Genomic DNA, 15,902 nt, shown 5'->3' on the forward strand with positions numbered 1-15,902 from the left:
CCGCACCGGGTCACCCCGGGGTGGGACCGAGGTCACATCTGTGTGCGGACGGGCGGGCCGGCGGGCGGGGGTCGCGGGCCCGCGGACGGCTCGGTCGCGGCCCGGTGCGCCCTCATCCCTCCGCGGGCCGCAGCCGACCCGCCACCCCCGCACCGGCCAGCGCCACCACCGCCATCGCCGCGAACACGGCCGCGAAGGCCGCCGGATGGCCCGCCCCGCCCGCCGCGGCGTGGACCGCGGACCCGTCCGCCGCGATCGAGCCGCCGCCGAAGGCCACGAACAGCATGCCGCTGATCCCGACGAAGGTGACGTTGCCCAGCGCGTCCGACATCTGCAGGGACGCGGAGTTGCTGCCCGCGTCCCGGGGCCGGGACAGCTTCAGCAACAGCACGCCGCCGCTGGAGATGTTCAGACCCATGCCGAAGCCGCCGACCGTCCACGCCAGAGCGACGATCCACGGCGGCACCCCGTCGAGCAGCGCCAGCGGCACCGTCGCGATGGCCGCCGCCAGCAGCACCATGCCCAGCCCCATCAACCGCTCCCGGTGGGGCTCCATCCGCGGCCGGCTCTGCGCGTACGAGCCGAGCGCCCAGGTCACCCCGCCCCCGGTGAGCGAGAGTCCGGCCAGGGTGGCGGACAGCCCGCGCTGGGTGACCAGCATCAGCGGGACGAAACTCTCGGCCGCGACCAGCGTCCCGGCGGCCAGCCCGCGCATCAGCACCACGGTCGGCAGCCCGCGCGCCGCCCGGAACGTGCCGCGGGGCAGCAGCCGCACTATGGCCGGTACCAGCAGCGCCAGTCCGGCGGCGGCGACCGGCAGCGCGAGCCAGGCCGGCTGCCGGTCCGCGCACTGGAGCAGGAAGGCGCCCACCGCGACGGCCAGCGCGAGCCGGCAGCGGCGGCTGCCCAGGATCTGCCGCATCCCGTCGTCCGGGCCCGGCCGGGTGGGCGGCAGCGCGCGCAGCGCGGGCAGCATCACCGCGAGCGGCAGCAGGATCAGCACGGGGATGGAGAGGAACACCCAGCGCCAGCCGACCTGTTCGGTGACGGTCCCGGCGACCAGCGGACCGAGGATCACCGGCAGCACCCAGGCCGCGGAGAACGCCGCCATGATCGAGGGGCGCAGCCGCTCGGGATAGGCGTGCCCGACGACCACGTACAGCGAGACCACCACCAGCCCGCTGCCGATGCCCTGCACCCCGCGGCCCGTGATGAACATCCCCATGCTCCGCGCGCCGCCCGCGACCAGCAGCCCCGCCCCGAACGCGGCGATCCCGGCGAACAGCGGCACGAGCGGCCCGCGCCGGTCGCTCCACTCCCCCGCCAGCGCCATCGCGAACAGGCTCGCCGTGAAACAGGACGAGAAGGCGAAGGCGTACAGGCCGATGCCGTCCAGCGCACGGGCGGCCACCGGCATCGCGGTGTTCACGGCGATCGCCTCGAAGGCGACCAGCGAGACGACGGAGATGATGCCGAGCGTCAACGCCCGGTGGGCCCGCCCCAGCACCCCGCCGGCGGGCGCCTCCCCGTCCCGCGCGGCCGCTTCCCGGCGGCCGCTGCCGGTCGCGGCGCCGGCGGGGGCGTCGGCGGCGGCAGCGCAGTCGTGGGGGCGGCGGTCAGCGGTCATCGGGCCAGCGTAAGAGGCATCGGACGGGTGCACCCCTGTCGGGGGACGGGAATCGGCTCGGCCTTCGGTCCTACGCCGCGCGGCCCGCCGGCGCTTCCGCTCCCCCATACGACCACGTCATGTGGGGCAAGCTGAGGGCATGCCGCACTTCCGTACGTATGACGACGCCGAGCTCCACTACCGTCTGCTCGGCCCGGCCGACTCGCCGGTGCCGCCCCTGGTCTGCCTGGCCGGCGGGCCCGGCCGGGACGCCGAGTACCTGGGCGACCTCGGCGGACTGTCCGCCCACCGGCAGCTGATCATCCCGGACAGCCGTGGCACCGGCGCCTCCCCCGCCGCCGACGACCCCTCCCGCTACGCCTTCCCCCAGCTCGCCCAGGACCTCGAAGCCCTCCGCGCCCATCTGGGCCTGGAGCGCTTCGCGCTGCTCGCCCACGACGCCGGCGCCGCGGTCGCGCAGGCGTACGCGGCGGGCCATCCCCGGCGGCTGACCCGGCTGGTCCTGGTCTGCCCCGGCTCCCGGCTCCAGGGCGAACTCCCCGAGGACGCCCGGGAGATCTTCGAGGCACGCGCCCACGAGGACTGGTGGCCGCAGGCCTCGGTGGCCGTGCAACAACTCACCGCGGCCTCCGACATGGGCGAGGTACGGGAGCTGCTGTTCGCCGCCGCTCCCCTCGCCTACGGCCGCTGGGACGAGCCCCAGCAAGCCCACGCCGCCACGGAGGGCCCCCAGTTGGGCCCGGTCCCGCGCGCCGGCTTCTGGCAGGGCGTCGACGAACAGCTCCGCCTGGCCCTGCTGACCGGCCTGCGCGAGGTGACCTGCCCGGTACTGGTGCTCACCGGCGACCGCGACGCGGTGGCCGGCATGCGCGCCGGCGAACTCGTCGCCGACTCCTTCCCCGACGCCCGCGTACGCCCCCTGCACGAGGTCGGCCACTACCCCTGGGTCGACGAACCCGCCCTGTTCGCCCCGCTGGTGGAGGACTTCCTGCACACGACATGAGGCGCGGACGGCGGAAGGCCGCACGGGCACCCTCATGAACCCCGTGTTGCCGCACATTGCCCCGCATGACAGCTCCATGGCACCCCGCCCCCCACCCTTGCCCGCCACCCCGCCCGGCCACCTACAGTCGGGATCAGCACACCCCGGCCGTGTGCCCGAGTGGTTCAGGGGCTCGCCTGCAAAGCGAGTGACGTGGGTTCGAATCCCGCCACGGCCTCCAGGCGCCGCGTGGCGCGTACGGTGAGCGTGCGCGAGGCCCGGGCGCGGCCCCAACAGACGTGGGGACCGCCCCGGGTCGTGTCGTTTCCGGGCCCGGCCCCTACTGCTGGACGGTTTGTGCCACCGCTGCCTGGGGGCGGATGGGGAGGCGGCCGATGGGGCGGCCGGTGGCGGCGCGGACCGCGGAGGCCACGGCGGCCGGTGCGGTGACGACCGGGACCGCGCTGGCGGGCTTGGCGCCGAAGGGAGCCACCACGTCCCGCTCCTCGACGAGCTTGACGATGCGGATGTCCGGGGCGTCCAGGGCCGTCGGCAGGGCGTAGCCGGTCAGGTCGGGATGACGGACCTGGCCGCGGGCGGTCCGCAGGTTCTCCATCAGCGCCGCGCCCAGGCCCTGGGTGACACCGGCCTCGATACGGGCCCGCAGCTGGCGGGGGTTGAGCACCCGGCCCACGTCCTGGGCGACGGTCATCTCCACGACCCGGATGGTGCCCAGCTCGATGTCGACATCGGCGACACAGCGGATCGCGCAGAAGGCGATGCCCACGAACGCGTCGCCCTGGCCGCTCTCGTCCAGGGGTTCGCTGGGATGCGGGCGGCACTGGGCGGTGGCCCACAGTTCCTTGCCGTCCAGCGCCTCGGCGACGGTGGTGCTGAGCACCCCGTCGTACGAGGTGATCTTGCCGTCGTTGATCTGCAGCAGTTCCGTGGACATGCCGAACTTGTGGGCCAGCGGCTGGAGGAGCTGCGTACGGACCATCTTCGCGGCGCGCTCGACGGCACCGCCGGAGACCCAGGTGTGCCGGCCGTGGCAGGCCGGGCCGGCCGGCGGCTGATCGGTGTCGACGGGTGCGATGTGCACCTCCTGGACGCCGAGCGTCTCCTGCACGATCTGCCGGGCCAGGGTGGAGAACCCCGAACCGGTCTCGACGGCGGCGCAGATGACGGTGGCGACCGAGCCGCTGACCTTGACGGTGGCGGTGGAGACCTCGTCGGTGCCCTCCGCGCCGAGCATGTGCACCATGCCCAGCCCGTAGCCGACGCCGCGGCGCACCGCGCCCGGCTCCCCCGCGCCCTCCGGTCCGCCCGGCAGCAGCCACTCCGCCTCGGGCGCGTCCTTGGGCAGCTCGGGAAGCGGCGCTTCCTTGACGGCGCGCAGGAGTTCGGCCACCGGGGCCGGGCAGGTCACCGTCTGCCCCGTGGGCAGCAGATCGCCGGTGGCCATGACGTTGCGCAGCCGGATCTCGTCGGGCTCCAGGCCCAGCCGGGCGGCCAGCTTGTCCATCTGGCCCTCGTAGGCGGCGCAGACCTGCATCGCGCCCTCACCGCGGACATGGCCGGACGGCGGGTTGTTGGTGCGCACCGCCCAGCCGTCGACGACGGCGTGCGGGACGACGTACGGGCCGCAGGAGAACGAGACGGCGGCGGCCAGGGCGTCGGCGGAGGTGTCCGCGTAGGCCCCGGCGTCCATCAGGATCTGCGCCTCCACCTTGACCAGCGTGCCGTCGGCGTCCGCGTGGTGGCGGTAGCGCAGCAGCGTGGGGTGGCGGTGGGCGTGGGTGAGGAAGGATTCCTCGCGGGTGGCGGCGAGCTTGACCGGGCAGCCGGTGCGCAGTGCCAGCAGGCCGAGCGCGAGCGAGACGCCGGGGTCCTCGCGGTCGGCGGTGGCGCCGGGGACGCCGGTGACCACGACCTTGACCTGTTCCGGTGCGAGCCCGAAGGAGGCGGCGGCCAGGTCGCGGTCGGTGTGCGGGTCGGTGGAGGCGGTGTAGATCTCCACGCCGCCGTCGGGGCGCGGCACCGCGAGCCCGGCCTCGGCCCCGATGGGTGCCGGGTCCTGCCGGCCGATCCGGTAGAGCCCCTCGACCATCACCTCGCCCACGGCGTCGGCGTCACCGAAGCGGAGCGGGATGTGCCGGATGAGGTTGCCGTCCGGGTGCAGCGGCTCGGCCTCGAAGGCCAGTTGGGGGTCGGTGACCGCGTCCTGGACCTCGTACTCGACGGCGATGGCGGCGGCGGCCAGCCGTGCGGTGTCGGGGTGGTCGGCGGCCACCGCGGCGATCGGCTCGCCGTGGTGGCGGACCTCGTCCTTGGCGAACACCGGGCGGTCGGCGGTGCCCCGGCCGTGCGCGGCGTCGCCGGGGACGTCCTCGTGCGTGACGATGACGCGGACGCCCGGCATCTCCACGGCGTGCTTGGTGTCGACGGACAGGATGCGGGCGCGCGGGTGCGGGGAGCGCAGCACCGCGGCCCACAGCAGGCCCTCGGCCCACAGGTCGGCGGCGTACGGGAAGGTGCCCTCGGTCTTCGCCGCCGCGTCCGCGGACGGCAGGGAGACGCCCAGGCCGTGCAGCGGTTCCTCGGGGATCCGGACGCCCGCCGCGGGGGTCGCGGTGACGGCACCCGCGCCATCGGACGTGCCACTCATGCCGAGCCTCCCGGGTGCGGATCCTGGTGGTGCGGGGCGTGGACCGTGGGGTCGGTGGGGCCCGCCTGGTGGGGAATTCGGGCGGTGTCCGCCGGTGCGTCCCCGTCCGTCTCGTCGTCCGCGGCCTCGGCGCGGGCCTTGACGACCCCCTCGACCGCGTCCAGCACCCCCCGGTAGCCGGAGCAGCGGCAGAGGTTGCCGCACAGCGCCTTGCGGGTCTCCAGCTCGCTGGGGGCGTGGTTGCCCTCCAGGAGGTCGTGGACGGTCATGGCCATCCCCGGTACGCAGAAGCCGCACTGGACCGCGCCGGAGGCGGCGAGCGCGCGCTGGACGTCGGAGGGCACGCCGTTCTCCGCGAGGCCCTCGACGGTACGGACCTCACTGCCGGCCGTGGTGGCGGCGGGCACCAGACAGGAGGCCACCAGCCGGCCGTCCACCTGGACCGAGCACGCCCCGCACTCGCCCTGCGAGCAGCCGTCCTTGGCGCCGGCCAGGCCGAGGCGCTCGCGCAGGACGTAGAGCAGCGATTCGCCGATCCAGGCGTCGGTGACCGGCCGGTCGATGCCGTTCACCCGCAGGACGAAGGAGGCGGCGGGGTGTTCGTCGTGGGGTTCGTGGGACTCCGAGGAGTCGTGGGCGTCGTGGGACTCGGGGCCGGGGTCCGGGACCGGGGCGGCGGGGGCCACGGCGATGGCGTCGGCGGGGTGCCCTTCGCCGGTGGAGCCGCCGGTGGTCGGGTCGGTGGTGCCGTCGTCCGCTGCGGGGGCGTCGCCGGTGCCGGTGCCGTCCTCCGCGTCCGGGCGGTCGTCGGGCTCCGGGTGGGCGCCGGGCCGCGCGAGGGCCTCGTCGGGCTCCGGCGGGGCGTCCTGCACCGCGCCGTCGTCCCCGGGCGCGGCGGACCCGGGCGGGTCGCCGACGGGGGCGAACTCGGCCGGATCCCGCGGTGGTTCGGCGTCGGCGTCCGGCGCGGGCCATCCGCCGATGCCCGTCATGTCGGGCATGTCGGCTGCTGCGTCGGGCCGTTCGGCGGCCTCCTGCCGCTGCGGCGCCGCGTCCGGCGACTCCGGCGCCTCGGCGGCCGGCGGCCACTGGGCCAGCGCGTCGGCCGGCAGCGACCAGTGTCCGGTCGCCTCGCCGCCCGCGGGAGGCAGACCGCCACCCGTCGCGTACGGGTCGTCGCCACCGGGGAGTTCGGGCTCGGCGCCGTGGCCGGCGAGGCCGCGCTCGCGGGCGTACGGGTCGCCCGCGGGGACGCCGTAGGGGTCGTGCGGCTCGGCGCCGTGCGAGGGCTCCTGCGGCGGCGCGGGGTGCGCCGCCGTGCCGTGCGCGGCGTCCGCGCCGGTGGTGAAGTTCCAGTGGCCGGTCCGGCCGGCCTCCTCGGCGTCCGCCGGATTGCCGGTCCCGTCGTACCCGCCCGGGTATCCGCCGCCCTGGTAAGCGGTGGCACCCCCGGCCCCCGCGGGGCCCGGATGCCCCGGATGCCCCTGATGGCCCTGGTGGCCGTGGACGCCCGGGTAGCCGCCGGAATGTCCCGTGTGCCCCGTGAACTCGTCGTCACCGAGCAGGTATTCGCCGGATTCCTCCAGCCCGTCGTCCGCCGCCGCGGGGACCGACCAGGTTCCCGTGCCGCCCGCCTCGGGGCTGCCCGCTACGGGCCAGTCCACCTGCTCGCCCCACGGCGGGGCCGCCTCGGGGGCGCCGCTGTGGTACGCCCCGGAGTGGCCCTGGTGGCCCGCCTGTTCGTGGGCCGGGTAGCCGGCGGACGGGTCGGCGTAGCCGGCCGAGGGGTCCGCGAACGGCATCGTCCACTGGCCGGTGGCGGCCGGGTCGTCGCCCGCGTCCGGCCCGGCGTGCGGGGTGAAGGAGGACGGCGGGGTGTAGCCGTGACCGGGGGCGGCCAGCGGTTCGGTGCCCGGGCTGCCGTATTGGGGCGCCCTGCCCTGATAGATCCCGCTGGTGAAGCCCTCCGGAAGCTGGACGAAGGCCGTCGCCTCCGACTCGTACTCGCCGCCCTGGGGCAGCGGCTGCCAGCCCTGGTCGGGATGCGGCTGGTACGGATGGCGGTTGTCGGCGTCACTCATGCCGAGCCCTCGCTTCGCTCGGCCCCGCGTGCGCGGGGCGCGCACCTCTCCATGATTCTCCCCGGGCCCTCGGCCGGGCGGATCCCCGTACCGCGCTCACTCATGAGAGCGCCCTCCCCAGTGCACGGCGGGCCAGGGCCGCCACCGTACGGCGCAGGTGCAGTGCGGCCGGCGGCAGGCTCGTCGGTTCCGAACCGTCCTCGGGCGGCGCCGGGTCGGGGATGCAGGCGGCGGCGACGTAGTCACCGAACGCCGTCAGCGCCTCGGGCACCAGGCCCCGTTCGCCGTCCCAGTCGATGAGCGAGGCCACCCACTGCTCGGCCTCCAGGGGGCGCAGCGGCATGGCGGCGACCGCGCCCACCGCGCAGCGCACCCCGCGCCGGGCCGGGTCCAGGACGAGCGCCACCGAGGCGGTGGCGCGGCCGGGGCCGGTGCGGCCGGTGGCCTTGAGGAAGGTCTGCGGGGCATGCAGCAGCGGCACCCGTACGAAGCCGACGAGTTCGCCCGGGGCGAGCATCTCGCGGCCGGCCAGCAGGTGGCTGACCGGGATCTCCCGGCGGCCGCCTCCGGGCCCGGCGATGATCACCGTGGCTTCGAGGGCGGCGAGCACCGGGAGGGTGTCGCCCGTGGGCGCGGAGGTCACGATGTTGCCGCCGAGCGTGCCGGCGTTGCGGATCTGCGGCGGGCCGGCGGCGCGGGCGGCCGCGGCCAGGCCGGGGATCAGGGCGGCGAAGTCGGGGCGTCCCATACGGGCGAGGGTCAGTCCGGCGCCTAGCAGGGCGTGCCCGTCCAGGTATTGCCAACCGCGGATCTCGCTGATCCGGTTGAGGCCCACGAGAGCGGCGGGTCTGAGGTGACCGGCGTTGACCGCCGCCATGAGATCGGTGCCGCCCGCGACGGGCACGGCGGTGGGCATGGCGGTGAGCGCCGCCACCGCCTCGTCGAGCGAGGCCGGCAACGTCACCGTGTGCGACGCGTGCGGTGCGTGCGTGGTCAAGCCAGCTGCCCCTTCCCCGGTGTCCCGGCAGTTCCGCTCCGCCGTACGGTACGTGCTCACGGCCCGGACGTGGCAACTCTGGCACATCTTCCCGGACCCTCGGCGCGAGGGTCCGCGAAGCGGCGGCCGGCCCCCGGGCTGAGTTCTCGTCGTTCTCGTCGTTCTCGTCGTTCCTGTCGTTCGCGCCGTACGCGTCCTTCTCGTCGTGCTCGCTGTTCTCGTCGCCCTCGTCGCCCTCGTCCGGTTTTCGTCCGCCACCGACGGTACGGGCACTGCGGTGTGGCGCGTCGGGGGCGGCGTCCGGCCGGTGCGGCGGGACGGGCCCGCCGGCTACAGCGGTGCTCGGCACGGCGGTGCCGGGGAGGGACCGACGTGCCGCACCACCGTCCCAGGGTCCGGCCGCGCGGGCGCCCTGCTTGCACCGGGGCTCACACGTTTGGGGGCGCCCCGTCGATCGGGCGTCCGAGGACTCCGGGGCGTTTCCGCCGGGGAGGGGGCGCCGGGCGGGCGGTGGTCGGCGCCGAGGGGATCGAGCCGGGTGGGGTGGGGAGCCGTAACTGCCGTGGTGACGGAGGAGATTCGCCGTGGAGAGCCGGGCGGGGCCGGGCGGGGCCGGGCGGGGACTTCGCTGCGGGCCGGGGGAGGGGGCGCCGGCGAGGCAGGAGGCCGGGGGCCGGGAGCACCGCCGGAAGCCCACGGCCTCCCGCCTCCCGGGAGCCCCCTGCTGCACCCCGCCGCCTGCCGGACCCACACCCGACCGGAACGCCATCGCCTCGAAGGCATCGGCCAGGAACGCCGAACGGGCCCGGTCCACGAGGGACCCGGGCCCGATTCCGAGGCGGGGTGGCACCGTCGCACGCGGGGCGGCGGCGCCGCACTACGCCCGGCCGGACGGCTGCGTCGTCGGCGCGTCGGTCCGTCCGCGCTCACGCGCGCGGGGCGGCCGCCGCCGGCCGGGAGTTGCGGTGCGCGGTGGCTACTTCTTGCCGCCGTCCTTGCCGCCCTTGTCCTTGTCGCCGCCGGCGCCCATGGACTCGAAGATCTCCTTGCACATGGGGCAGACCGGGTACTTCTTCGGGTCGCGGCCCGGGACCCAGACCTTCCCGCACAGCGCCACGACGGGCGTGCCGTCGAGCGCGCTCGCCATGATCTTGTCCTTCTGGACATAGTGGGCGAAGCGCTCGTGGTCGCCGTCGCCGTGCGACACCTGTGGTGTCGGCTCTACGAGGGTGCCCGTACCTGCCCCGCGCTCGGGCTCAACAGTGCTCATAACAGCCAAGGGTACTCACGCGCGCGGCAACCCGGGAGCCTCGGCCCGGCGAGGGTGACGGGCCGGGCGCGCGGCCCGGCCGGACGCTCCCGTCACGAGGCGACCGGCACGCCGCCCCGGTCCCCCGCCGTCAGGCCGAGCTTCACCGCGAAGGCCAGCGCGGCATCGGGCCGGACCTCGTACCAGGCGTCCTCGTCGCAGACCGCGTCCAGCAGCGCCGCGAGGTCCGCCTCACCGACCGTGCGGGCCGCGGCGGCGGCGAGGAAGGCGCGGACCGCCGCACCGGGGTCGACGTCCGTCTCCGTCCGGGCCACCAGGTCCTCGACGAGCTTGTCGACGGCGGCCTCGCCGGGCGCCGCCCAGTTCATCGCCATCGCCAGGCCGTCGTCCGGCATCTTGGCCGGATACGGCGCACGGGCCCAGGCGCCGTCCTGCCACCAGTAGACGAACCCGAAGAGATTGCCCTCGGCGTCCTCCCGCAGCCGCTCCCAGGGCAGCCACTCGGGGCCGCCGGCCAGGAAGTCGATCTGCCGGCCACCGTCGTGCGTGTAACTGCCGTCGGAGTCCTGGCCGCACAGCAGCGCCCGGCCGCCCTCGAACAGCTGGAGCCGCCACCAGTAGCTGCCGCCGTCGTTCCAGCACTGGAGGCCGTTGCGGCCCCAGCCGTACTCGTCCCCGTCGTCCACGCCGGCGGCCACCACGGCCAGCGTCGCGGCGCGCGCCCACAGGCGCTCCGGATGGTCGAGGTCCTCGGGCACACTCGGCCTGTGCATGGCGCTCTCCCCCGTTTGTCCGGCGCGGCCCCGCCGACGCGGCCGCACACCCTCGCCTGTCACATCCGAACCCTAGCGACGGGGTCCGACAATTCCCCATGACGAAGCCGTCACAATAATCCAGTTCTCAACAAAATCCCGCTCCACGCGCCGAAGGCGGAGCGCCGACCCGCACCCGCACGGGGCTCAGTTCAGCGACGGGTCGTCCGGATACGTGGCCACCATCGCCAGTTCGTTGCGCTGCCGGCGCAGCACCGCGCGCCACAGCTGCTCCGGATCGGGCGAGGACACGTCGCCGGGCTCGGACTCCACGACGTACCAGGCACCCTCGACGAGTTCGTCCTCCAGCTGGCCCGGACCCCAGCCCGCGTACCCGGCGAAGATCCGCAGGCTGCCGAGCACCGCCGCGAGGAGTTCCGGCGGGGCCTCCAGATCGACCAGGCCGATGGCCCCGTGCACCCGGCGCCAGCCCAGCGGCTCGTCACCCGACACGACGTCCGCGCGGTCCGCGGCCGGGGCGGCCGGCGCACCGGCCGGCTCCGCGCCGTCCCCGCCCGCCGGCGCGGCCCCGTCGACGGAGGGGATGCCGCCCTCCCCGGAGAGCCCGCCGGGCACCACGGCCACGCCGAGCGCGGAGTCCAGCGACACCGGGCCACCCTGGAAAACGACCCCCGGTTCACCCGCCAGCGCGGCCCAGGGTGCGAGGATGTCCGCGACACCCACCGGCGTGGGACGGTTGAGGACCACGCCGAGGGAGCCCTCCTCGTCGTGGTCGAGGAGCAGCACCACCGCGCGGTCGAAGTTCGGATCGGCGAGCGCGGGCGTCGCGACAAGTAGCCGCCCTGTGAGCGAGGACACCTCGGTCATGGCCACATGATCCCGCACATCTGCCCGGAGCGGGGAGTCAACGCCCGGGCCCGTGCGAGAGCAGGGCAGGGCGTACGGCTGCAGCACCGGCGCACATCCTGCGACACCCGATAGCCCATTCAAGACATTCACCGGCAAAATCGGCCAAAGGTCGATTACAGATCAAAGGCAGACCGTAGCGGAGCGTGCTGTGACAAAGCCATTACATGCATGAAGCATGCACGGGCCTTCGGACTCACCCCCGGCCGCCCTTACCATTTCAGCTTGGCCCCTGCCCGTCTCCAGGAACGCGAGATCCATGACCGTCTCTACTGACGACGTACTGCTTGTCCACGGCGGCACCCCGCTCGAGGGCGAGATCCGGGTTCGCGGTGCGAAGAACCTTGTGCCCAAGGCCATGGTCGCCGCCCTGCTCGGCAGCGGCCCCAGCCGGCTGCGCAATGTGCCCGACATCCGCGACGTACGCGTGGTGCGCGGGCTGCTCCAGCTGCACGGCGTCACGGTGCGCCCCGGCGACGAGTCGGGCGAGCTGATCCTCGACCCGTCGCACGTGGAGAGCGCCAACGTCGCGGACATCGACGCGCACGCGGGCTCCTCGCGGATCCCGATCCTGTTCTGCGGCCCGCTGCTGCACCGTCTCGGCCACGCCTTCATCCCCGGCCTGGGCGGCTGCGACATCGGCGGCCGCCCGGTGGACTTCCACTTCGACGTGCTGCGCCAGTTCGGCGCGACGATCGAGAAGCGCGCCGACGGCCAGTACCTGGAGGCCCCGCACCGCCTGCGCGGCACCAAGATCCGGCTGCCGTACCCGTCGGTCGGCTCGACCGAACAGGTGCTGCTGACCGCCGTCCTGGCCGAGGGCGTCACCGAGCTGTCGAACGCCGCCGTGGAACCGGAGATCGAGGACCTCATCTGCGTGCTGCAGAAGATGGGCGCGATCATCTCCATGGACACCGACCGGACGATCCGGATCACCGGTGTCGACAAGCTCGACGGCTACACCCACCGCGCCCTCCCGGACCGCCTGGAGGCGGCTTCCTGGGCGTCGGCGGCGCTGGCCACCGAGGGCAACATCTTCGTCCGCGGCGCGCAGCAGCGGTCGATGATGACCTTCCTCAACACCTTCCGCCGGGTCGGCGGCGCCTTCGAGATCGGCGACGAGGGCATCCGCTTCTGGCACCCGGGCGGTTCGCTCAACGCCATCGCCCTGGAGACCGACGTCCACCCCGGCTTCCAGACCGACTGGCAGCAGCCGCTGGTCGTCGCGCTGACCCAGGCGTCGGGCCTGTCGATCGTCCACGAGACGGTGTACGAGTCCCGACTCGGCTTCACCTCCGCGCTCAACCAGATGGGCGCGCACATCCAGCTCTACCGCGAGTGCCTGGGCGGCTCCGCCTGCCGTTTCGGCCAGCGCAACTTCCTGCACTCCGCGGTCGTCTCCGGACCGACCCGGCTGCAGGGCTCCGACCTGGTCATCCCCGACCTGCGCGGCGGCTTCTCGTATCTGATCGCGGCGCTGGCGGCGCAGGGCACCTCCCGGGTGCACGGCATCGACCTGATCAACCGCGGCTACGAGAACTTCATGGAGAAGCTCGTGGAGCTGGGCGCCAAGGTCGAGCTGCCGAACGGCGCGCTGCGCAACTGACCGCGGCGGCGCGGCCTCCCGACGGCTGACGCAGCGGGCCCCGGCGTACCCCGCCGGGGCCCGCTGCCGTGTCCGCTCCCGCCCGCCGTCCACGGCGCCCGGGCGGGCGGCTCACGCGGCACACCGGGCCGCGCACAACTCGGCGGACCCGGCGCACGGTTCGGGCCGGCCGCCCCGCCCCACCTCGCCCGACGACCCGCCGAACGGCCCCGGCATCACCCGTACGGGCGGCGTCCGTCCTGTCCGCCGCCCGTACGGCGGCCGCCCGGGCGGCGGACAGGACGGACGCGGCGGGACGCACCGCAGGCGCCGTGTCCGGCCCCGTCACGGGCCCGCCGGCCGCACGGGCCGTCCCGCGTACGCCCTTTCGGCCCTGCACGGCCCTGGCGGCCCCTCTGGCGGGTGCGGGCCAGGCGGGCCTTCCCTTCACCCCGGCCAGCCGGCCGGGGCCGTCCACCGGCCGTCCCCGGCGCGGCATGCGTCAGGGCGGCCACCCCTGGAAGGGATGGCCGCCCTGGCGTGCCGTACGGAGGGGTTACTTACCCTTGGCGGCTTCCTTGAGCTTGGAGCCCGCGGAGACCTTCACGCTGTAGCCGGCCGGGATCTGGATCGGGTCGCCGGTCTGCGGGTTGCGCGCGGTGCGAGCGGCACGGTGGGTGCGCTCGAAGGTCAGGAAGCCGGGGATGGTGACCTTCTCGTCGCCCTTGGCGACGACCTCGCCGGTCACCTCGGCGAGGGCGGCCAGAACGGCGTCGGCGTCCTTGCGGGTCACCTCGGCGCGATCGGCCAGAGCGGCCACCAGCTCACTGCGGTTCATGTTTGTACTCCCGTGTTCTTCTTGCCAATGAGGCGTGAGATCGAAGCCGATGCTGCCAGGGTCCTCGGACAGTCCCCGGACCCGGGTCTGATGCCAGACCCTCTCGCCCGATTACGCATCCTGCCCCTACCTGCGGCGGTAAAGCCAATCCGGCACCCAGGAGGGTCACACGAAAAGCGCCACTGCCTCGTTAGTGGTCACGCTCCGTATCATTCCCGCTCCGGGCCGGCCCCACAGGGCGGCGGTCGCTTGCTGCCCGCCACCCTATGGGCGCCCCAACGACGGCGTGTCCAGCGACGCGCCGTATCAGACCGTCGTGGCGGCCGTCACAGCCTGTTCGCCGCTCTTCGCGGCGCTCCGCACCGCGTCGGCCACCGCGCCCGCGACCTTCTCGTTGAAGACGCTGGGGATGATGTAGTTCGGGTTGACCTCGTCCGCCAGGACGACGTCCGCGAGGGCGCCGGCCGCGGCCAGCATCATCTCGGTGTTCACCGTACGGGAGTGGGCGTCGAGGAGGCCGCGGAAGACACCGGGGAACACCAGGACGTTGTTGATCTGGTTGGGGAAGTCGGAGCGGCCGGTGGCCACCACGGCGGCGGTCTGCCGGGCGACGGTCGGGTCGACCTCGGGGTCGGGGTTGGCGAGCGCGAACACGATCGCCCCCTCGGCCATCTTCGCGACGTCCGCGCCGTCCAGGACGTTGGGCGCGGAGACGCCGATGAAGACGTCCGCGCCGACCACGGCCTCCTTGAGGGTGCCGGTGACGCCCTCCGGGTTGGTGTTGTCGGCGATCCAGCGCAGCGGCGAATCCGGGTCGGCGTCGACCAGGTCCGGGCGGCCGGCGTGCACCACACCGTGGATGTCGGCCACGACGGCGTGCCGGACGCCGGCCGCGAGCAGCAGCTTGAGGATGGCGGTACCGGCCGCGCCGGCGCCGGACATCACGACCCGGACGTCCTCGGTCTTCTTGCCGACGACGCGCAGCGCGTTGGTGAGCGCGGCGAGCACCACGATGGCGGTGCCGTGCTGGTCGTCGTGGAAGACCGGGATGTCCAGGGCCTCGCGCAGCCGCGCCTCGATCTCGAAGCAGCGGGGGGCGGAGATGTCCTCCAGGTTGATGCCCGCGAAGCCGGGGGCGATGGCCTTGACGATCTCCACGATCGCGTCGGTGTCCTGGGTGTCCAGGCACAGCGGCCAGGCGTCGATGCCGGCGAAGCGCTTGAAGAGGGCCGCCTTGCCCTCCATGACGGGCAGCGCGGCCTTGGGGCCGATGTTGCCCAGGCCCAGCACCGCGGAGCCGTCCGTGACGACCGCGACGCTGTTGCGCTTGATCGTCAGCCGGCGGGCGTCCTCGGGGTTGTCGGCGATGGCCTGGCAGACGCGGGCGACGCCGGGCGTGTAGACCATCGAGAGGTCGTCACGGTTGCGGATGGGGTGCTTCGACGACATCTCGATCTTGCCGCCGAGGTGCATCAGGAAGGTACGGTCGGAGACCTTGCCGAGCGAGACGCCCTCGATGCCGCGCAGCTTGGAGACGATCTCGTCCGCGTGCGCGGTGGACGAGGCGGCGATGGTGACGTCGATCCGGAGTTTCTCGTGGCCGGACGCCGTCACGTCGAGGCCGGTGACCGAGCCGCCGGAGGACTCCACGACCGTGGTGAGCTGGCTGACGGCGGTGCCGCTCGCGGGTACTTCCAGTCGCACCGTCATCGAGTACGAGACGCTTGGCGCCGTTGCCATGGCCGACTTCCTCTGCTTTCCCTGGTTCTCTGCGCGGCTCCACGGCCCGGGGGTACCGGGTCCGGAGCAATGTTGACCGATCGTCGCACCTACCAGCCGGTACGCGGTAACCAGCCACGGCATTCGGAATCGAGATTCCACCATACGAGAGGCGCTCGGGGAGGCGGAACCCCCCTCCCCGAAAGCGGGTGGGAGGGTGTCCGGCAACGGCCGTCCGCCCGCCGTTCACCCGGCATCCAACGACCGCGGGCGCCCCTCCCGCAGGAGAGACGCCCGTTGTCGAGGTCCAGCGGCACCGACCCGCCATGCTCGCCTCGCGGCAAGTGGTCGCTCGTAGCGACGATGGTTGGGCCCGGGGGCTTGGATCGAGCCGGTGCCGTCACCCAGGCTAACAAACCATCCCCGGAAGCGAATCCCGTCCCGGGGGGCCGATTC

At 74.3% G+C, this 15,902-nt stretch carries 11 protein-coding genes and 1 tRNA gene; 3 read left to right on the plus strand and 9 right to left on the minus strand.

The genetic code is table 11. The annotated features are described in order from the left end of the window. Window positions 1–112 precede the first annotated feature (112 nt). Window positions 113–1,627 (minus strand): MFS transporter, encoded by a 1,515-nt coding sequence (locus tag ACQP17_RS13580; protein WP_433856512.1) that lies wholly within the window; start codon window positions 1,625–1,627, stop codon window positions 113–115. 139 nt (window positions 1,628–1,766) lie between these two features. On the opposite strand from ACQP17_RS13580, the gene ACQP17_RS13585 reads away from it, so the two are divergent. Then, window positions 1,767–2,630 (plus strand): alpha/beta fold hydrolase, encoded by an 864-nt coding sequence (locus ACQP17_RS13585; RefSeq protein ID WP_433856513.1) that lies wholly within the window; start codon window positions 1,767–1,769, stop codon window positions 2,628–2,630. A 145-nt stretch (window positions 2,631–2,775) separates the two neighbouring features. Further along, window positions 2,776–2,850, plus strand: a tRNA-Cys gene (locus ACQP17_RS13590). Window positions 2,851–2,949: 99 nt separating this feature from the next. Here ACQP17_RS13590 and ACQP17_RS13595 read toward each other — a convergent pair. From ACQP17_RS13595 to ACQP17_RS13620, 6 genes are all read right to left on the minus strand, one after another. Then, window positions 2,950–5,277: a xanthine dehydrogenase family protein molybdopterin-binding subunit gene (locus ACQP17_RS13595; protein WP_433856514.1), complete on the minus strand. Its 2,328-nt coding sequence runs from the start codon at window positions 5,275–5,277 to the stop codon at window positions 2,950–2,952. Beyond that, window positions 5,274–7,358: a 2Fe-2S iron-sulfur cluster-binding protein gene (locus ACQP17_RS13600; protein WP_433856515.1), complete on the minus strand. Its 2,085-nt coding sequence runs from the start codon at window positions 7,356–7,358 to the stop codon at window positions 5,274–5,276. The genes ACQP17_RS13595 and ACQP17_RS13600 overlap by 4 nt, the downstream gene beginning before the upstream one ends. Window positions 7,359–7,458: 100 nt before the next feature. After that, on the minus strand, window positions 7,459–8,355 hold the full coding sequence (locus tag ACQP17_RS13605) for an FAD binding domain-containing protein (RefSeq protein WP_433856516.1): 897 nt from the start codon (window positions 8,353–8,355) through the stop codon (window positions 7,459–7,461). Between the two features lie 976 nt (window positions 8,356–9,331). Further along, window positions 9,332–9,625: a DUF3039 domain-containing protein gene (locus ACQP17_RS13610; RefSeq protein WP_078568732.1), complete on the minus strand. Its 294-nt coding sequence runs from the start codon at window positions 9,623–9,625 to the stop codon at window positions 9,332–9,334. A gap of 92 nt (window positions 9,626–9,717) precedes the next feature. Further along, window positions 9,718–10,398, minus strand: coding sequence for a hypothetical protein (locus ACQP17_RS13615; protein WP_433856517.1), 681 nt, complete (start codon window positions 10,396–10,398; stop codon window positions 9,718–9,720). A gap of 186 nt (window positions 10,399–10,584) precedes the next feature. Then, entirely contained in the window at window positions 10,585–11,265 is a 681-nt protein-coding gene (locus ACQP17_RS13620; protein WP_433856518.1) for a YqgE/AlgH family protein, read from the minus strand. 298 nt (window positions 11,266–11,563) lie between these two features. Between ACQP17_RS13620 and murA the strand changes: the two genes are divergently transcribed. Next, window positions 11,564–12,910 carry a UDP-N-acetylglucosamine 1-carboxyvinyltransferase gene (gene murA, locus ACQP17_RS13625; RefSeq protein ID WP_249638028.1) on the plus strand — a complete coding sequence of 449 codons (1,347 nt, stop codon included), beginning with the start codon at window positions 11,564–11,566 and terminating at the stop codon, window positions 12,908–12,910. Window positions 12,911–13,445: 535 nt separating this feature from the next. On the opposite strand, the gene ACQP17_RS13630 is transcribed toward murA, so the two are convergent. Both ACQP17_RS13630 and ACQP17_RS13635 read right to left on the minus strand, forming a co-directional pair. Beyond that, window positions 13,446–13,727: an HU family DNA-binding protein gene (locus ACQP17_RS13630; protein WP_006605312.1), complete on the minus strand. Its 282-nt coding sequence runs from the start codon at window positions 13,725–13,727 to the stop codon at window positions 13,446–13,448. A gap of 306 nt (window positions 13,728–14,033) precedes the next feature. Next, complete coding sequence (locus ACQP17_RS13635; protein ID WP_433856519.1) at window positions 14,034–15,467, minus strand: NAD-dependent malic enzyme; 1,434 nt, start codon at window positions 15,465–15,467, stop codon at window positions 14,034–14,036. Window positions 15,468–15,902: the final 435 nt, after the last annotated feature.

Source organism: Streptomyces kronopolitis, from assembly GCF_050953795.1.
Lineage (GTDB): Bacteria > Actinomycetota > Actinomycetes > Streptomycetales > Streptomycetaceae > Streptomyces > Streptomyces kronopolitis_A.